Origin of the sequence: Paraburkholderia bannensis (genome assembly GCF_014200455.1) — a bacterium.
Classification (GTDB): Bacteria; Pseudomonadota; Gammaproteobacteria; order Burkholderiales; family Burkholderiaceae; genus Paraburkholderia; species Paraburkholderia bannensis_A.
The window spans coordinates 151,361-166,977 of sequence record NZ_JACHBW010000006.1; the positions used below are offsets into that span (position 1 = coordinate 151,361).

Below are 15,617 nucleotides of genomic sequence, written 5' to 3' on the forward strand. Positions count from 1 at the left end.
CGACGGGCGCCCGCACGTTTCACCGTGCCGGCGCCCGTCTTTATTTCCGGGCGGCAGCAGCCGCCTTCGCAAGCACGGCCCCAGCCCGCCATGTATTCGCGCGAACCGCGCCATAGCCACTACAATCGTTCGGACGAAGCACCTTGAAGCACTGATCAGGCAATGGTTGAGAGTTAGAGAGGAGGCAGGCAATGCAGGATCCTGAAACACTCGGCGGCGTTACGCGTTCCAGCGGCGTGGATCATCCCGACCCATCTCCCGATGGCGCATTCATCGCGCCCGAAAGCCCCGAAGTCGCCAGCGCCGACCAGCATGTGCTGAAGTCGGGCGACACCTTCATCGTCAACGACCCGCTTGGCGATATCACCGGCATCGACGACGGTCTGTTCGTCAACGATACGCGCGTGCTGTCCTCGCTGCGCCTGACCTTTGGCGGGCGCGTGCCCTCGCTGCTGTCAGGCAGCGTGAGCAGCGACAATACGGCGTTTACCGCGCACCTCACCAATCGTCCCTTGCCGCCGCTGGGCGGCACCAGCACGCCCGAAGGCGTGATTCACGTCGAACGCGAGCGCGTGCTCTCGGGCACCATGATGACCGAGGCCATCGAGCTCACGAACTACGGCACCGAGGATGCGGTGGTGCCGCTGTCGGTGTCGTTTGCCAGCGACTTCCGCGACATGTTCGAAGTGCGCGGCCTCAAGCGCGAAGTGCGCGGCGAGCTCAAGGCTGCGCGCATTGAAGGCAATGCGGTGCGGCTCGAATACATTGGCCTGGACCGAGTGGCGCGGCGCGTGCGCATCGAGTTTTCGCCGAAGCCGGACAAACTGCTGGCGGACCGCGCGGACTTTTCCGTCGAACTGCCGGCCCAGGCCTGCGTGTCGCTCTATCTCACGGTATCGATCGAAGTCGAACCGCTCGAAGGCGTCGCGCCCGACTCACCGAGCGCGGGCATCATCAAGCCGCGCCATTGCCTGGCCGATTCGAATGGGCAGGGCGTAGGCCGCGCGGCGGTGCGTGCTGCGCTGGTCGATGCGCACATCGTCATGCGCGAGCGGCGTCGCAAGACCGCGCGCGTGCGCTCGAGCAATCCGCTCTTCAATGCGTGGATCAACCGCTCGATCGCCGATCTGGGCCTGTTGACCACCGACCTGCCGACCGGCCCGTATCCCTATGCGGGCATTCCGTGGTTCTCCACGCCGTTTGGACGCGACGCGATCATCACCTCGCTGCAGACGCTCTGGCTGCAACCGGCGCTCGCACGCGGCGTGCTGCGCTTTCTGGCGGCGCATCAGGCGCGCGAGGACTCGGCGTTCCGCGATGCGGCGGTCGGCAAGATCATGCACGAGATGCGCAAGAGCGAAATGGCCGCTACCGGCGAAGTGCCGTTTGCGCTCTATTATGGCGGGGTGGATTCCACGCCGCTATTCGTGGTGCTGGCGGGCGCCTACGCGGAACGCACCGGCGACATGGCGCTCATCGACGAACTCTGGCCCGCGCTCGAACGCGCCGCGGCGTGGGTGGCAGGTGTGTGCGAGCGCAACAAACTCGGCTTGCTCGATTATCGGCGCGAATCCGAAGGCGGTCTTGCGAATCAAGGCTGGAAAGACAGCCACGATTCCGTGTTCCACGCCGACGGACACTTCCCCGATGGTCCGATCGCGCTGGTCGAAGTGCAGGCCTATGCCAGCGCGGCCTTCGAGACCATGTCGAAGTTCGCCACGCATCGCGGCCTCGTGGAAGAGGCCGCGCATTACGCGGGCCGCGCTGCGAAGATCCGTCGCTGCGTCGAGGACCGCTTCTGGATGCCGGAGTCGGAGTTCTACGGCATCGCACTCGATGGTCACGGCGAACTGTGTCGCGTGCTCGCGTCGAATGCGGGGCATCTGCTCGCGTTCGGCTTGCCGGAAAAGGAGCGCGGCCGTGCGGTAGCGGAGACTCTCGAATCGGCGCTGTTCCACACGGGCTGGGGCGTGCGCACGCTGGCGGCGGGCCAGGCGCGCTTCAATCCGATGGCGTATCACAACGGCTCGGTCTGGCCGCACGACAACGCGCTATGCGCGCGCGGTCTGGCACGCTATGGGCGCAAGGAAGCGGCGGTGCGGCTGTTACAGGCCTTGTTCGAAGCGGCGGTGACCTTCGATATGCGCCTGCCGGAGCTGTTCTGCGGCTTCCCGCGCCGTCGTGGCGAGCCGCCCACGGCGTACCCGGTTGCGTGTCTGCCGCAGGCCTGGGCGGCGGGTTCGCCGTTCATGATGCTGGAGGCGTGCCTGGGCGTGAGTATCGACGCCGAGCGTCAGGAAGTGCGCGTCGAACAGCCGATGCTGCCCGAAGGCATCGACTGGCTCGAAGTGGGGCACCTGCGCGTGGGCAATGCTTCGGTCACGCTCACATTCCGCCGCGTGGACGGTAAGGTCGTCGTGGCGTCGGCGGATCGCAGTGATGTGAAGGTCGTGGCGGTGTTGTAGAACACCGCTGTTATGCCACGTGAAGCGCGGCGATCAGGCGTTCAGCAGACCGCCGCGCACTTCCAGATAACCGGTTTCGACGCCCATCGTATTGCGGATGGGCGGCCTGTCGAACGTGTGCAGCGCGGCCAGCTGCCCGGGTGTGCCGATGCCCAGTTCCCTGAGCACCGCCACGACGATCGCGTAGAGCGCGCCCAGATTGCCGTCTTCCACTTTCACGGCGATGCCGATGGCTTCGTTGCCGTGCTCCAGGACGCTTTTGCGCACGCCGATCGCATAGCTGCCGTCCGCGCCCACCTTGCCGACCAGTTCGCCGCCGAATGCGCGCATCAGCGTCGTGCAGAAGCGTTGTTCGCCCGCGACCAACTCGGGATGCGAGGTCATGGCCCGATAGATATGCGCGAGCGCCCGAGCGCGCGCGTCCAGCGCGTCGGCATCGGTATCGGCGGCCTGCGCGAGCTTCGCGTAAAGACGCGCGAGCCGGTCGAGCGGGAAGGCCGGCGTGGGCAGATTGCAGCCGTCGATACCCCATTGCACGCCGTCATCGGGCATGTCGCAGATTTCGGCGACGGTCTGCTTCACGCGCAACTGCAAGGGATGCCCGGCGGCATGGTAGTCGTCAATCGGCGCTCCCATCATGCGCGCGGCGGCCAGCATGCCAACGTGCTTGCCGGAACAGTTGCTGCACGCAGGCGTGGGTTCGAAGCCGCGCTTGATCCAGTCGCGCCAGACCGCATCCGATAGTGGCGCGTGGCCGCCGCAGCGCATCGCCGATTCATCCGCGCCCACCTTCGCGAGCATGCTGCGCGCGCGCTCGATATGACGTGGCTCGCTGCTGTTCGAGCCGCACATGAGCGCGAGATCGGCATCGTCGAAACCGAAGCGTTCGAGCGCGCCGGTTTCGATCACGGCCAGCGCCTGCGCGGGCTTGGCCGCCGAGCGCACCAGCGTGAGCCGCTGTGGATCGTTGAAGCCATGCAGCAGGCGCCCGCTGGCGTTCACCACCGCGATATGCGCGCGATGCGTGCTTTCGACGATGCCGTTGCGATACACGATGGCGGCAGTCTGCGATAAATCGAGTGTCATGGCGTGTCTCCTTGAACCTGGCGGCTCGTTTGTCGCTTGCCGGAGCGGCTTTTCTGATACCGCGCATTCTAACTTCAATGCGCGAGCGCATTCGTCATTCGCGCTCCGCCTGAATTTCCATCATGGGTCTGCGTTGTTCACAACCATTGAAATCGATGCGAGACAGATGAGAAAACGACGGTCTCTATTAAAACATTTCATTTTCTTTACGATGCCGTCTTAATCGCCGATTTATTGTGTTTCATGCGCATTTTTGGGGCGCAATTGCACTGCATAAGCGCTCGGCAACAAGCGCCATGCACCGTCATTTACACCTGCATTTCCAGTCTCGATTGCGAGGTGTTCTTTTGACGCAACGTCGATTCAATTTCAATGCAATTTTTATATTCGAGGCCTTATCATGCGCGTGATCGTATTTTCTTCCACGCGGCACGTCGTCACGAGCGTATCTGCCGGCAGAGGCCTGTCTTGTCAGTGAATGCAAGCGCAGGCGGGCATTGCATTGTCCGCAATAATCGCTCGTCATTATCGGGGTATTGCGCAACTGAAGTGCTTTACGCACGCTTCGCATCGATCTGCGAATGGCGCGCGCGCAGCGGCATGTGTCACGTGGAAAGCGTATTCGATTCAATGAATTAACGCCCAAACCCGGAGCCATAAAACATGAAAAAATCGCTAATCGCCCTCGCACTCACCGGCGCTTTCGCAGTATCCGCTCACGCGCAGAGCAGTGTGACACTGTACGGCCTCATCGATACCGGTATTACCTACACGAACAATGCGATGGGCCACAGCCAGTGGCAACTGAATAGCAGCTCCACGCAGAACACGGTGTTCGGCCTCAAGGGCACGGAAGACCTCGGCGGCGGCCTGAAGGCGATTTTCAAGCTCGAACAGGGCTTCCTCCTTAACAACGGCGCACAGGCGTTCTCGGGCGACATGTTTGGCTCGCAGGCCTGGGTCGGTCTGCAAACGGATCAATACGGCACGGTCACGTTCGGCCGCCAGTTCGACGTGATGAACGACCTCGTCGGCCCGCTCACGGCGGAATTCAACACCTGGGGCGGCAACCTCGCGGCGCACCCGTTCGAGAACGACAACCTCGCGGCCAACTCGGTCGTCATCAACAACTCGGTCAAGTACGCGAGCCCGACGTGGTACGGCGTTACGTTCGAGACGATGTACTCGTTCAGCAACCAGACCAGCTTCGCGAACAACCGCTCGTATGGCTTCGGGGTGTCGTATGCACAAGGTCCGGTCAACCTCGCGGCAGGCTATCTGCAACTGAACGGCGCAGGCAACGGCAGCGGCGCGGTCACGACGGGCGACACCAGCGCGAACTTCGTTGCGCAACGTCAGCGCATCTGGTCGGTGGGCGGTAACTATACGTACGGCCCGGTCACCGCAGGCCTCGTGTGGAGCCACTCGCAGATCGACAACGCGGCAGGCGTGTTCTCGTTCGGCACCGGCACGTACCTGGGCAGCGACGACTCGTCGGCAGGCTCGCTCTCGGGCTCGCTGCGTCTGGATAACTACGAAGCGAACGTGAAGTACGCGATCACGCCGGCATGGTCGGTGTCGGGCGCCTACACGTACACGCACGGCGCGTATAACGGCTCGAATCCGGGCTGGAACACGGGCATGATCCAGACGGACTACGCGATCAGCAAGCGCACGGACTTCTACCTCGAAGGCGTGTACCAGAACGTTCACGGCGCGCCGCAAGGCTCGGTGCTGTCGCACGCGATGATCAACACGCTGTCGCCGTCGTCGACGGATACGCAGGTGGCGGTCACGGTTGGCATGCGGCACGCATTCTGATCGACGTTCGGGGGACGTGGTCGCCCGAATGTGGCCTGATTAAGGTCTGATTATTTGCTGAAGAACGGGCTCGCTGAACGGCGAGCCCGTTTCGTTTTTGTTGTATGCGCAACTATGCTTCATGCGCGTCGGCGAGCAGCTTGACGGCCAGGGCGGCCGCGAGAGCAAAACCTCCACCGAGCAGCAAGGCCCACGAGAATCCCTGCGCGAAGGCAAGCGGCGCGGCGCGTGAGAGCACCTGCACGACCGGTGCGTCCAGTGGGCGCATGGCGTCGGCGAGATCCCCTGCGAGCAGGCTGGCCATGAAGTGCGAATCGACGGCTTGAGCAGCGCGGGGCGACGCCGCGACGAGTTGCGCCAGGGCGCTATGCGTACGCACGGCGAGCACCGCGCCCAGCACGCCAACCGACGTGACGATAGCCGCAAAGCGCGTGGTCGTGCTGACGCCCGAGGCCATGCCGGTGCGCTGCGGCGGCACGCAGGCCATGATGGCTTTCTGTGTATCGCCGTTCATGATGCCCGCGCCGGTGCCGGTCACGAGCATCGCCAGTGCAACGTACGCGTAGTGGCCGCTCGCGGCGCAGGCGGCGCTCGCCAGATTGCCCACGCCGATCAACGCGAGACCCGCGCTCAGCACACCGCCGGTTGCGACGCGCCGCGAAAGCGCCGCGCCCAGTTGCGGACCCACGATCATCGCCACCGCGAACGGCAGCATGCCCAGTCCCGCCGCCAGGGCGGAAAAGCCGAAGGCGATCTGCAGATAGAGCGGCAGGAAGGTCATCATCACCTGCGCGCAGGCGGCGTAACCGAACATCGCGAGCAACGCGCCCACGAAGCGCGCCCTGCCAAACAGTGCGAGATCGATCATCGGGCGCGCCTGCCAGCGTTCGGCGCAGACGAAGGCGGCCATCAGTGCGGCGCTCGCAGCCACCCGGCCACACGTTGCAGCCGAATCCCAGCCGTGTGAGGGAATGCCGATCAAGGCCCACACGCCGCAGGCCAGCGACGCCGCGAAGAGCAGGCTGCCCGGCGCGTCGATGTGTTTGGCGTGCGGATCGCGCGATTCGTCGATGGCGATCCACGCGCCAACGCCCAGCGCGAGACAGATCGGCGGATTCATCAGAAAAATCCAGCGCCAGCCGGCCCATTGCGTGATGGCACCGCCGACCCACGGCGCGAGCGTGGTGGCGATACCCATGCCCATGCCCCAGACCGCCCAGGCGCGTTCGCGCGCCGGGCCTTGCGCGAAGCGGTGCGCGATCACGGACAGCGCCGCGGTGAGCAGCAGCGCTGCGCCCACGCCCTTGACGGCGCGCGCCGCGATCAAGCCCGCCGCCGACGGCGCCGCGCCGCAGGCGAACGAGGCCAGCGCGAACAGCACCAGACCGCCGAGCAGCGTGCGGCGGCGTCCGAACCGGTCGGCCAGACCACCCGCAGGCAGCAGGCAGGCCGCGAAGGCGGTCATATAGGCGCTCACGACCCATTCGATCTGCGCAAAGCTGGCGTGGAACGAATGCGCGATCGAGGGCAGCGAAACCGCGACGACATTGGTGTCGAGCACGATCACGGCGCAGGTCGCGCAGGCGAGCGTCAGCGTGATGTTCGGGTGGCGCTGGGAAAAGCTGGCGTCGGCGGCATCGACAGGCGCGCTGGAAACAGTGGGTTCGGACATGGAGGCGGAACGGAGTCGGGCAGCGCGGAGATCAAGCCCGCATCGTCGCATCATCGACGCTTCTCAGTCATTGCCATAAAATAGCAATTTGCTTCGCAAAAGTATTAATCATGAGCCGTATCGAACTGCGTCATCTGCGGGCCTTTCTGAGCGTGGCGCGACATCTGCATTTCGCTCGCGCGGCCGAGGAACTGGACATGGCGCCGCCCGCGCTCACGCGGCATATCCAGGAGGCGGAGCGTCATCTCGGGGCGCGGCTGTTTCATCGCTCGCGCAGCGCCGTATCGTTGACGGCGGCGGGCGAAGCCTATCTGCCCGAAGCGGCGGCGGCGCTCGAACATCTGCAACGCGGCGAAGAACTGGCCGCGCTGGCCGCGCGCGGCGAAGCGGGGCGGATCGTGGCGGGCTATGTGTCGTCGGCGGTCTATTCGGGCGCATTGCAGCGCTCGATCGGCGAATTCCGCGCTGCGTGGCCGCGTGTGGAAGTGAGCGTGACCGAGGTCGCGATGGACGATGTGGGCCGCCGTCTGGAGACCGGTTTGCTCGATATCGCCTATGTCCGTCCGCCGCTCGCGCTGCCGGATTCCCTGCGGCTGGCGACGCTGCAACGCGACGCCTTCGTGGCCGCCGTGCCGGCTGATTCGGCGTTTGCCGCGAGCGATACGCTGCGCGCGGCCGACCTTGCGGAAGCGAGTTTCGCCGTGCCGGAGCAGGAATTTGGCACGCTCGAACTCGCCCGGCGCGGCCGCTTCGTGCCGCGCGTCGCCGCGCGCCCAGGCGGTCTGCTGGCGGTGCTCGCGTGTGTATCGGTGAATGGCTGGGTGGCGGTGATCCCCGATGCGCTGGCGGGTTGCGTGACGCTGCCGGGCATCGTTTATCGGCCGATTGCGGGTAAGCCGATTACGTCCGAACTGGCGCTTGTGTATCGCAAGCACGAAAAGGCGCCGGCGGTGCGGGCGTTCTTGCGCTCGGTGGCGCGAGCGAAGTAAGGAGCGCCCATTGCCGGTCCTGCTGCAGGCGCTCCCGTCGACGGGTCAAGACGTTTTGACTGTCACCACCGATTGATCGTAAGGCTGCGCCGTAGGGGCGCGGAAACGCCAGCGCTGGCCCGGCGCGATGGCCGTGCCTTTCACTTGCGTCGTGCCCAGAATTTCGCCCTGCGCATTGAGCAGATTGATTGTGATGGTGGCGTTGTCGATGGGCGCGCCGGAGGTGTTGGTGGCGATCCCGCTGATATAGCCGGTCACGCCGCCCGGATCGACCACGCCGCGCAGATCGCTCAATTCCAGCGAACCCTGAGCATGAGCGTTGAGCGAGGTAATCGACATAAGCGAAGCCATCGACACAATCGCTAGCGCGATGCAGACGCGTGTTTTCCTCATGATATTTTTCTCCTGTCCGGTTGATGAAACGCTCCATTGAAGCGCACGACCGAACGCGGGCATATGAGGAAATTCCGAGAATTCAGCGCCGCCTTGCGTTCAGCGGCGCCGCCCCGGCCGCCGTCAATGGCGCAGCCAAGGCGGGCGGCGCGAGACCTGGCTGCGCCGCCCGCGGCCCGAGCCGAATCGAGCGGATGCCGCGGCTCAGCAGTATCCACGCGGGATTTTCCTTCTGCATGAAGCCGAACAGGAAGATGAGGCAACCGATCAGCGCGGTTGCGCTGGTGTCGAACAGGGGCGAGCCGGCCAGCATGCCCGTCACGCCGATGGCGGCGATGCAGGACGAAACCGAATCGGCGACCGTATGGCGCGCGCTGACGCGCAACACGCCCGCATGGTTCGTGTGGCCGTGCTGCTCGGCGTGGGCGGCGGTCCACCTCAGATAGCCGTACAGGGCCGCCTTGGCGAGGCAGCTTGCTATCGCCACCACGAGCGGGAACAGCGTGATGTGGCGTTGCGCGTCGTCGCCCGGTACGGCGGGCGCGAACACGCTCATGAGCAGGAATTCCGCGCCCACGGCCATCACCATCAGGCTCGCAAAGGACGACACGACCGGCAGTAGATGCTTCCTGCGGCCGTTGGGGTTGCCGTCCACCCAGAAGATCGCGGCGGCCACCAGCCCATCGGTGGCGACGTCCATCAGGTTGTGTGCGCCGTCCGCGAACATCGCGTGCGAACCCGAGCTCCAGCCGGCCAACATCTGGAACATCATCAGCACGAGATTGACGAGCAGGGTGACGAGCGACGCTCTTTTGAGCGCATTCATGGTGTGCACGCGAGCGACGATTGATCGTGAATGGGGAGGCCAGTAAGCCGACACGATATCGAGGCCAGATTGCAGGCGGGTGACAATCAGCGTACTGAATAAACAAAACGCCCGGGATAGCCTGGGCGTTCATGGTTCAACGCCACGACCCAGGCGTTGCAGCTGCTGGGGATCCACTCATATTTCCACGCGCGAACCCAGTTCGATCACGCGGTTGGCGGTGAGCTTGAAGTAGGCCGCCAGATTGCCGATGTTGTGCGCCATCACGCTGAAGAGCCGTTCGCGCCACACTGGCATGCCCTTGCCGCCGGTCGCTACCACGGTCGCGTGACTGAGGAACCAGGACACCTGCGCGGGATCGATGACCAGCCCCTTCGGTTCGCAATCGCGCAGCGCCTGGGGCAGATTGGCCTCGTCCTTGAAGCCGTAGGCGACGACGATGCAATGGCAATTGTGGCCCAGCGGTGTGATGGCCACACGTTGATCGCGCGGCACATACGGTACGTCGAGGTTTTTCACATGCACGAACAGCGCGCGTTCGTGCAGCACATGGTTGTGTTCGAGATTATTGACGAGCGCATGCGGGACGGCGTTGGCATCGATGTTCAGGAACACGGCGGTGCCAGGCACGCGAATCGTTTCAGCCGCAAACAGTCCGTCGAGATAGCGGCCCAGCGGCAGCGATCCCGCATGGCTGCGCGCTTCTTCCACCATCAGCGCGCGGCCGCGATGCCAGGTGGACATGATGATGAACATGATCGCGCCGAGCATCAGCGGGAACCACCCGCCGTCGACGAACTTCAGCAGATTGGCCGAGAAGAACGCAAAGTCGATGATGAAAAAGAACCCCGTGGCGAACACGCACAGCGCCCAGTTGTAGTGCCACGCATAGCGCACCACGTAGAACGTGAGGAAGGTGGTGATCATCATGGTGCCGGTCACGGCAATGCCGTAGGCCGAGCCCAGTGCCGTGGAGGAGACGAAACCCAGCACCGCCGCCACCACGGCGATCAGCAGCAGCCAGTTGATGGCAGGCACGTAGATCTGGCCGACCTCGCGCTCCGAGGTGTAGACGATGCCCATGCGCGGCATGAAGCCCAGTTGCATGGCCTGCTTGGTCATGGAGAACGCGCCGCTGATCACCGCTTGCGAAGCGATCACCGTCGCCACCGTGGCCAGTACGACCATCGGGAACAAGGCCATCGAGGGGAACAGGTGGAAGAAGGGATTGTCCACGGCTTTGGCGTCGGACAACAGCAGCGCGCCCTGGCCCAGATAGTTGAGCGCAAGCGCCGGCAGCACCAGCACGAACCACGACAGGCGGATTGGCGGCGCGCCGAAGTGGCCCATGTCGGCGTAGAGCGCTTCCGCGCCGGTCAGGGCGAGCACCACCGCGCCCAGCGAGACGAAGGCCACCCAACCGTTGCGGATCAGAAAACCCAGGCCCACGAACGGGTTGAAGGCGTCCAGGATGGCTGGCGCGCGGCCGATGTTGAGCACGCCCGATACGGCAATCACGCCGAACCACAGCACCATCACCGGCCCGAACACTGCGCCGATGCCCGCCGTACCGCGCCGCTGCACCAGAAACAGCACCACCAGCACGGTCAGTGCGGTCGGCACCACATAGGGCTTGAGCAGCGGCTCGGCCACTTCGAGCCCTTCCACCGCGCTCAGCACCGAAATGGCCGGCGTGATGACGCCGTCGCCGTAGAACAGCGCCGCGCCAAACACGCCAATGAGCAGCAGGGCATTGCGCAGGCGCGGCCGGTCCATCACCGAACTGGAGGCCAGCGCGAGCAGCGCCATGATGCCGCCTTCGCCGTGATTGTGGGCGCGCATGATGAGCGTGACGTACTTGAGCGTCACCACGATCATCAGCGACCAGATGATGAGCGACACCACGCCCAGCACGTTGGCGCGGGACAGCGCCAGCCCGTGATTCGTGTCGAATACGGTGCTCAACGTATAGAGCGGACTGGTGCCGATATCGCCGAATACGATGCAGATGGCGGCCAGCGCCAGTCGCACCATCGACCCGTCGAGGGGGCCAGTGTGGTCGCCCGGCTGCGGGCCTGAAGACGGTTCCATGAATGGCTCCTTCCTGGTGGGCGGCGCCTTGCCAGCGGTTCCCCTACAGCGTACAAAATAAAACGCGCACCTTAAAGCCGTACTGATACGGAGACACCAGGGGAAACTTCGAACAGGATAGTGAAGTACTCCTTAGGCTCAAAGAGCGCTGGCATGACAATTTCATTCCAATTGCCTTACCGGTTTAAACCGCTCGCCTGGCCGCAAACCACGCAGGCTGAATGCCAAAAGTAAGACGATGGTTTTCCGGTTCTTTCCAGTTCTTTCCTGTTGTTAGCCGGGCCTCTTCGATCGTCCGCTTGCCCGCAGCTAGAATTTCGATATAATGGAATCACGTTCGGAATACTGAACGCGACGGTAAAACTCAATGCATCCAGAGTCGGACAGTCCGACGCCAACCTGCCTGCCCGGGCAAGGTGGAAGCCAATGTGGCGATGCGGCCGATTCACGGCAACGAAGCGGGAGCAGCATGGCTGACACCGGTTCGATCAACCTTCAAACCGGAGCGACCATGCGTCAAGACACTCTCACATCCTCCCCGTCCATCAGCGAAGACTGGTCGCACGCCCTTGCCGGCGTCAAGCTCACGCATACCGTCCACCTCGTATCGAGCTTGAGCGCGAGCGTCGAATCGACTGCCGCCGCTTTGTTCGAAGGCGAAAACGCTGCCGTCGATCGATGGGCGGTTTCGCGTTGTCGCGGTGTGGTCGAACAAACCATCGTGCTGGCCGGGATTACCGAAAGGCGCGCGGTAAAACTGCGCGAACGGCTTGCCGCGCTCGACGGCGTACTGCGCACGCGGGTCGAGCATCAATTCGTGCGAAGCCGCTAAGGCGCCAAGCCGCTTTCATCAAATCCTATATCAAGGATGAGCAGATCGATTTTTCCTTAGTCGACGCGAAAGCGGGCGGGATGGCGTGGCAAGGCCATTCGCAGACCGATCCAACCTGTGTCGGTGCCAACGTGATGGGTGATGGCGCGAATGCATTATCACAGAATGGGAGCGTTACCGCTGCCATTAAGCCGTATTACCTCGAATACATCCGGCGTCAGTTCTCGCTCTCGACGAACAAATTGTGGAGGATAGGCTATGCAGCGTAATTCGTGGATACGGGCACTTGGGAATGCAGTGATCTGTCTTTCTCTGGTTGGAAGTCATTCGCATGCGGAAACGATAAGTACGAGGGATCAAGCGATGCAATTTGCCTACACGACGAACGGTGTTGCGGATGGCAGCATGAACACTTATGGCAACAACGAGATTTCGGTTTCTGGCGATGTTTTGACTGTTGTTATCGGTGACTCCGATGGGAACAGAAACATCCACGGCGTAGGTATATTCGAGTTGAAGCTTTTAAACAAGAATCTCGAATCTGCTAAGCAGCTTGCAAGTCTTCTCTGTTCTCCGAAAGATCCAGATAGTAATGTGATAGTCCCCATTCTGTATGGTGCAAAATGCAATGGCGAGATGAAGAATGGTTACATCAGTGATCTCAGTCGTGACGTTCAGAGCAAGATTTCAACTCTGGTGGATTCACTGACTAATGTGGGAGTACAAGACGGCAAGAAAGTCGTAAAACTCGATCTTTCGCTGGTCTCGATTGACCGTGAAAAGGAAGGGTTTCTTGTGTCGTTCAGGTTCAGCAACAGCGGCGATCATCCGATCACTTTCAAGACGCCCGACCGGTGGGAAATCAGAATGGGACGGTACATGGATATCCTCGGTGTTAACGGATATCGCGTGGGCAGTCCCGGCAATGAAGAGGACCAGTTTGGCCTGGCGCTGGCGGGCCAAACCCTGGTCGATCCGAAGCAATTCCCGGATGGAGACATCACACTCGCGCCGCACAGTGCCACGCTGCTAAAAATGAAAACGACGTCCATAGGAAATTTTCGTGCGGGCGCATATGACCTGAATATTGGCGCATTCATGAATATAAAGGTCATAGGGATCGAATCCAGTCTATTGCGCGTCGATTTCCATTCGGACTACAAGAATCCCACCCGCATCACTTTCGACCGAGACTATCCCTCGACCCCTGAAGAACGTGCGCGGTGGGAAGCGATGCACAAGGCCGAGATGTCGTGGCAACCAGTCAAGCCTGGCGACACGTTCGCAGAAGATGGCCTGTATCGCGCCGTGAGCATGAACTCCAGTCTCAATCGCAGTCTCCAGCTTACGCCGTTCAAGGCCGGAGACGTCGCGACAACCGATAAGGTCAGCCTTTTGCTGGACGACGGTCTCAGCTTTAACGTTCCCGTGCGGTGGGAGTGGGAAGCCACCGCGCCGACACCCGTGAAGCAGTGGTCGCCGGACATGATCGCCGACACGGTGCAGTTCTGCGAGCCGGATGCTGAATGTCCACGCAGCGGGCGCTGGGTCAAGCGCATCCGTTCACGTGACGGATACGGACAAAAGCCGGCTCGTTACGACCTCGCCAGTCTGGTGACGTTACGCCGTGGCGAGCTTATGCCACCCGCGCGCGACAATATGAACTGGGTCGATTGGGAATGGGTGGGAGCCTGACATGGTCGAACGCGCACATATCTACGAAGGCGATCACACCACCGCGCAGGGGATCGTCGCCGATGGCATTGATGGCACTGGCTATAACGGCCGCAGGATGGCTTACATCGGCGCGCCTGTGCGCTGTCCCTCTTGCGGCACCACTGGCGCGATTGGCCGCGTCGGCGAGCGCTTCGCGCAGGACTGGTACGGCAAGGTGCCTGCGCTGGAGGGCGACGTCTGTCTATGCGCCTGCAACCCGAATCCCAGACTGCTCGCCTCGCAGTCGCAATGGTCAGGTTGACGCCCAGGAGATTCGATGAGTTTTCAATGGAATCCGCGATTCCCTCCCGAGCGCCAGCGCCATGAGGCTCCCTCCGCCTGGTTCTATCTCGTGCTGTTTGTGATGATCGCGTGCGTTGCCGCTGTGGGCGTGCTGCATAACCTGCCGAAGTCCGGTCCCGTACCTTGGGACAAGATTTTGCGCTACGGGATCGCGATGCCACTGTGCTTCTGGATGGGGGTGTGCTATCTCGCGTACTGGCTCATATTCGACATCCAGGCGACCGAGGTCGCGGACTATAACCGCAGCCGCTGGCACGATATGGCCGGCTGGCAGCGTCAAAGCCGTTCAGGCGTGGCGCTGCTTGAAAGCGTGATACTCACGCCCGAGCCAGACCTTGCGGAGCGCATGCTGGCGCTGGAAGGCAAGGTGCCCGATAACCCCGGCAAGGTCATGGCGCTGGCGGACATCGCGACAGAGGAAGGCGGCTCACGCGTCGCGAATCTGCTTGATGTCCTGCTTGCGCCGATGGCGAAGATGCTTGCGCAGGTGGCAAAAAGCGGATCGTTCGAGATCGTCATCCAATGCGAGAAGTCCGACGTGCATCGCGAAGTGCTGGCGGCGTGGGCGCGGCTCGAACTGCCCGAGGCCCCGGTCGTGCGGTCGCTGGATAACAGGCGGGATGTCGGTTTTGCCGACTGGTGGTTCGAGGAAGCGGAACGCCCGCGCTATGGGTACGAACGGGACAGGACGCCACAGTATCGGCTCCTGCTCGCGTGGCATCTGCACGAGGGCGGCACGGACGTCGAGCAAATGGCGTCGGAAGCGGCGGTCGCGCTGCTGTTGGGCTCGCGCGCGCTGATGGCCGGGAAGCCCGATACGAAGCGTCAGGCCTGGCTGCTGCGCCAGATCACCGCCGAGGCCGACCAGGTAGAGACATCGCTCGCGGCGCTGCTCAAGGCGGGCCAGGTGCCGTCCGAGCGTATCCGCCACTTCTGGTACAGCGGCCTGAAAAAGCTCCCGCAGCACGCGACGCTTGGCGCAGTCCGCGACTCCGGGCTCAAGGTGGACATGCACGCGGTCGATACCGTCATCGGCCCGCAGGCCCCCGTGATGCGCTGGGTGCTTCAGGCGCTGGCGGCGAAGATGGTGCTGTTCGGCCAGGGCGCGCATCTCATCGCCTTGCCTCATGAACAGGGCGTCTCGTTCAATCTGGTTGTGAAGGAACCGGCCCCGGTCGATGTGCCGTGGAAGGACGAATACGGCTACGGGCTCGCGCTGGGCCCCGAACACGTTGCGCTACCCTGTTTCTGGGTGGGCTTCATGCTGCTGTCGCCGGATACGGGCTGGAGCACAACCGACACGATTTGCACCTGTGCGCTCGGAATTTTCATGGTGGTGTTTTTCTTTATCCGTCATCCCGTGCTTTTCCGCTCGATGGTGGAATCGGTGCTGGACTTTGCGGCGCAGATGATTGGACTCTGA

General features: G+C 62.9%; 12 protein-coding genes and 1 riboswitch. Of the genes, 7 read left to right on the forward strand and 5 right to left on the reverse strand.

What is annotated here, in order from left to right:
• Window positions 1-191 precede the first annotated feature (191 nt).
• Window positions 192-2,465 carry an amylo-alpha-1,6-glucosidase gene (locus F4827_RS12070; protein WP_183724164.1) on the forward strand — a complete coding sequence of 758 codons (2,274 nt, stop codon included), beginning with the start codon at window positions 192-194 and terminating at the stop codon, window positions 2,463-2,465.
• 33 nt (window positions 2,466-2,498) lie between these two features.
• Here the strand turns inward: F4827_RS12070 and F4827_RS12075 are convergent, their stop codons facing one another.
• Window positions 2,499-3,551: an asparaginase gene (locus tag F4827_RS12075; protein ID WP_183724165.1), complete on the reverse strand. Its 1,053-nt coding sequence runs from the start codon at window positions 3,549-3,551 to the stop codon at window positions 2,499-2,501.
• A 663-nt stretch (window positions 3,552-4,214) separates the two neighbouring features.
• Here F4827_RS12075 and F4827_RS12080 point away from each other — a divergent pair.
• Window positions 4,215-5,372 (forward strand): porin, encoded by a 1,158-nt coding sequence (locus tag F4827_RS12080; RefSeq protein WP_183724166.1) that lies wholly within the window; start codon window positions 4,215-4,217, stop codon window positions 5,370-5,372.
• A gap of 112 nt (window positions 5,373-5,484) precedes the next feature.
• On the opposite strand, the gene F4827_RS12085 is transcribed toward F4827_RS12080, so the two are convergent.
• Window positions 5,485-7,044: an MFS transporter gene (locus F4827_RS12085; protein ID WP_183724167.1), complete on the reverse strand. Its 1,560-nt coding sequence runs from the start codon at window positions 7,042-7,044 to the stop codon at window positions 5,485-5,487.
• A 110-nt stretch (window positions 7,045-7,154) separates the two neighbouring features.
• On the opposite strand from F4827_RS12085, the gene F4827_RS12090 reads away from it, so the two are divergent.
• Window positions 7,155-8,033, forward strand: a complete 879-nt coding sequence (locus tag F4827_RS12090) for a LysR family transcriptional regulator (protein ID WP_183724168.1) — start codon at window positions 7,155-7,157, stop codon at window positions 8,031-8,033.
• A 45-nt stretch (window positions 8,034-8,078) separates the two neighbouring features.
• Here F4827_RS12090 and F4827_RS12095 read toward each other — a convergent pair whose 3' ends face one another.
• The 3 genes from F4827_RS12095 to F4827_RS12105 all read right to left on the reverse strand — a co-directional run bounded on the left by F4827_RS12095 (window position 8,079) and on the right by F4827_RS12105 (window position 11,343).
• A complete protein-coding gene (locus F4827_RS12095; RefSeq protein WP_183724169.1) occupies window positions 8,079-8,426 on the reverse strand; it encodes an FxLYD domain-containing protein in 348 nt (115 codons plus the stop codon).
• 82 nt (window positions 8,427-8,508) lie between these two features.
• Complete coding sequence (locus tag F4827_RS12100; protein ID WP_183724170.1) at window positions 8,509-9,252, reverse strand: cation transporter; 744 nt, start codon at window positions 9,250-9,252, stop codon at window positions 8,509-8,511.
• A 177-nt stretch (window positions 9,253-9,429) separates the two neighbouring features.
• Window positions 9,430-11,343 (reverse strand): potassium transporter Kup, encoded by a 1,914-nt coding sequence (locus F4827_RS12105; protein WP_260175143.1) that lies wholly within the window; start codon window positions 11,341-11,343, stop codon window positions 9,430-9,432.
• A 364-nt stretch (window positions 11,344-11,707) separates the two neighbouring features.
• A riboswitch (SAM-I-IV-variant riboswitch) is annotated at window positions 11,708-11,811 on the forward strand.
• Window positions 11,812-11,854: 43 nt separating this feature from the next.
• Here F4827_RS12105 and F4827_RS12110 point away from each other — a divergent pair.
• The 4 genes from F4827_RS12110 to F4827_RS12125 all read left to right on the forward strand — a co-directional run bounded on the left by F4827_RS12110 (window position 11,855) and on the right by F4827_RS12125 (window position 15,617).
• Window positions 11,855-12,175: a hypothetical protein gene (locus F4827_RS12110; protein WP_183724171.1), complete on the forward strand. Its 321-nt coding sequence runs from the start codon at window positions 11,855-11,857 to the stop codon at window positions 12,173-12,175.
• Window positions 12,176-12,538: 363 nt separating this feature from the next.
• Window positions 12,539-13,870 (forward strand): hypothetical protein, encoded by a 1,332-nt coding sequence (locus tag F4827_RS12115; protein ID WP_260175144.1) that lies wholly within the window; start codon window positions 12,539-12,541, stop codon window positions 13,868-13,870.
• Window position 13,871: 1 nt separating this feature from the next.
• Complete coding sequence (locus F4827_RS12120) at window positions 13,872-14,153, forward strand: PAAR domain-containing protein (protein ID WP_183724173.1); 282 nt, start codon at window positions 13,872-13,874, stop codon at window positions 14,151-14,153.
• 15 nt (window positions 14,154-14,168) lie between these two features.
• Window positions 14,169-15,617, forward strand: coding sequence for a hypothetical protein (locus F4827_RS12125; protein ID WP_183724174.1), 1,449 nt, complete (start codon window positions 14,169-14,171; stop codon window positions 15,615-15,617).

Bases quoted from the DNA above. Each gene is read 5' to 3' on its own strand.
- F4827_RS12090 (WP_183724168.1), top strand. From the start codon at position 7,155: ATGAGCCGTATCGAACTGCGTCATCTGCGGGCCTTTCTGAGCGTGGCG.
- F4827_RS12085 (WP_183724167.1), bottom strand. From the start codon at position 7,044: ATGTCCGAACCCACTGTTTCCAGCGCGCCTGTCGATGCCGCCGACGCC.
- F4827_RS12070 (WP_183724164.1), top strand. From the start codon at position 192: ATGCAGGATCCTGAAACACTCGGCGGCGTTACGCGTTCCAGCGGCGTG.
- F4827_RS12125 (WP_183724174.1), top strand. From the start codon at position 14,169: ATGAGTTTTCAATGGAATCCGCGATTCCCTCCCGAGCGCCAGCGCCAT.
- F4827_RS12095 (WP_183724169.1), bottom strand. From the start codon at position 8,426: ATGAGGAAAACACGCGTCTGCATCGCGCTAGCGATTGTGTCGATGGCT.
- F4827_RS12120 (WP_183724173.1), top strand. From the start codon at position 13,872: ATGGTCGAACGCGCACATATCTACGAAGGCGATCACACCACCGCGCAG.
- F4827_RS12115 (WP_260175144.1), top strand. From the start codon at position 12,539: ATGCAATTTGCCTACACGACGAACGGTGTTGCGGATGGCAGCATGAAC.
- F4827_RS12105 (WP_260175143.1), bottom strand. From the start codon at position 11,343: ATGGAACCGTCTTCAGGCCCGCAGCCGGGCGACCACACTGGCCCCCTC.
- F4827_RS12110 (WP_183724171.1), top strand. From the start codon at position 11,855: ATGCGTCAAGACACTCTCACATCCTCCCCGTCCATCAGCGAAGACTGG.
- F4827_RS12075 (WP_183724165.1), bottom strand. From the start codon at position 3,551: ATGACACTCGATTTATCGCAGACTGCCGCCATCGTGTATCGCAACGGC.
- F4827_RS12100 (WP_183724170.1), bottom strand. From the start codon at position 9,252: ATGAATGCGCTCAAAAGAGCGTCGCTCGTCACCCTGCTCGTCAATCTC.
- F4827_RS12080 (WP_183724166.1), top strand. From the start codon at position 4,215: ATGAAAAAATCGCTAATCGCCCTCGCACTCACCGGCGCTTTCGCAGTA.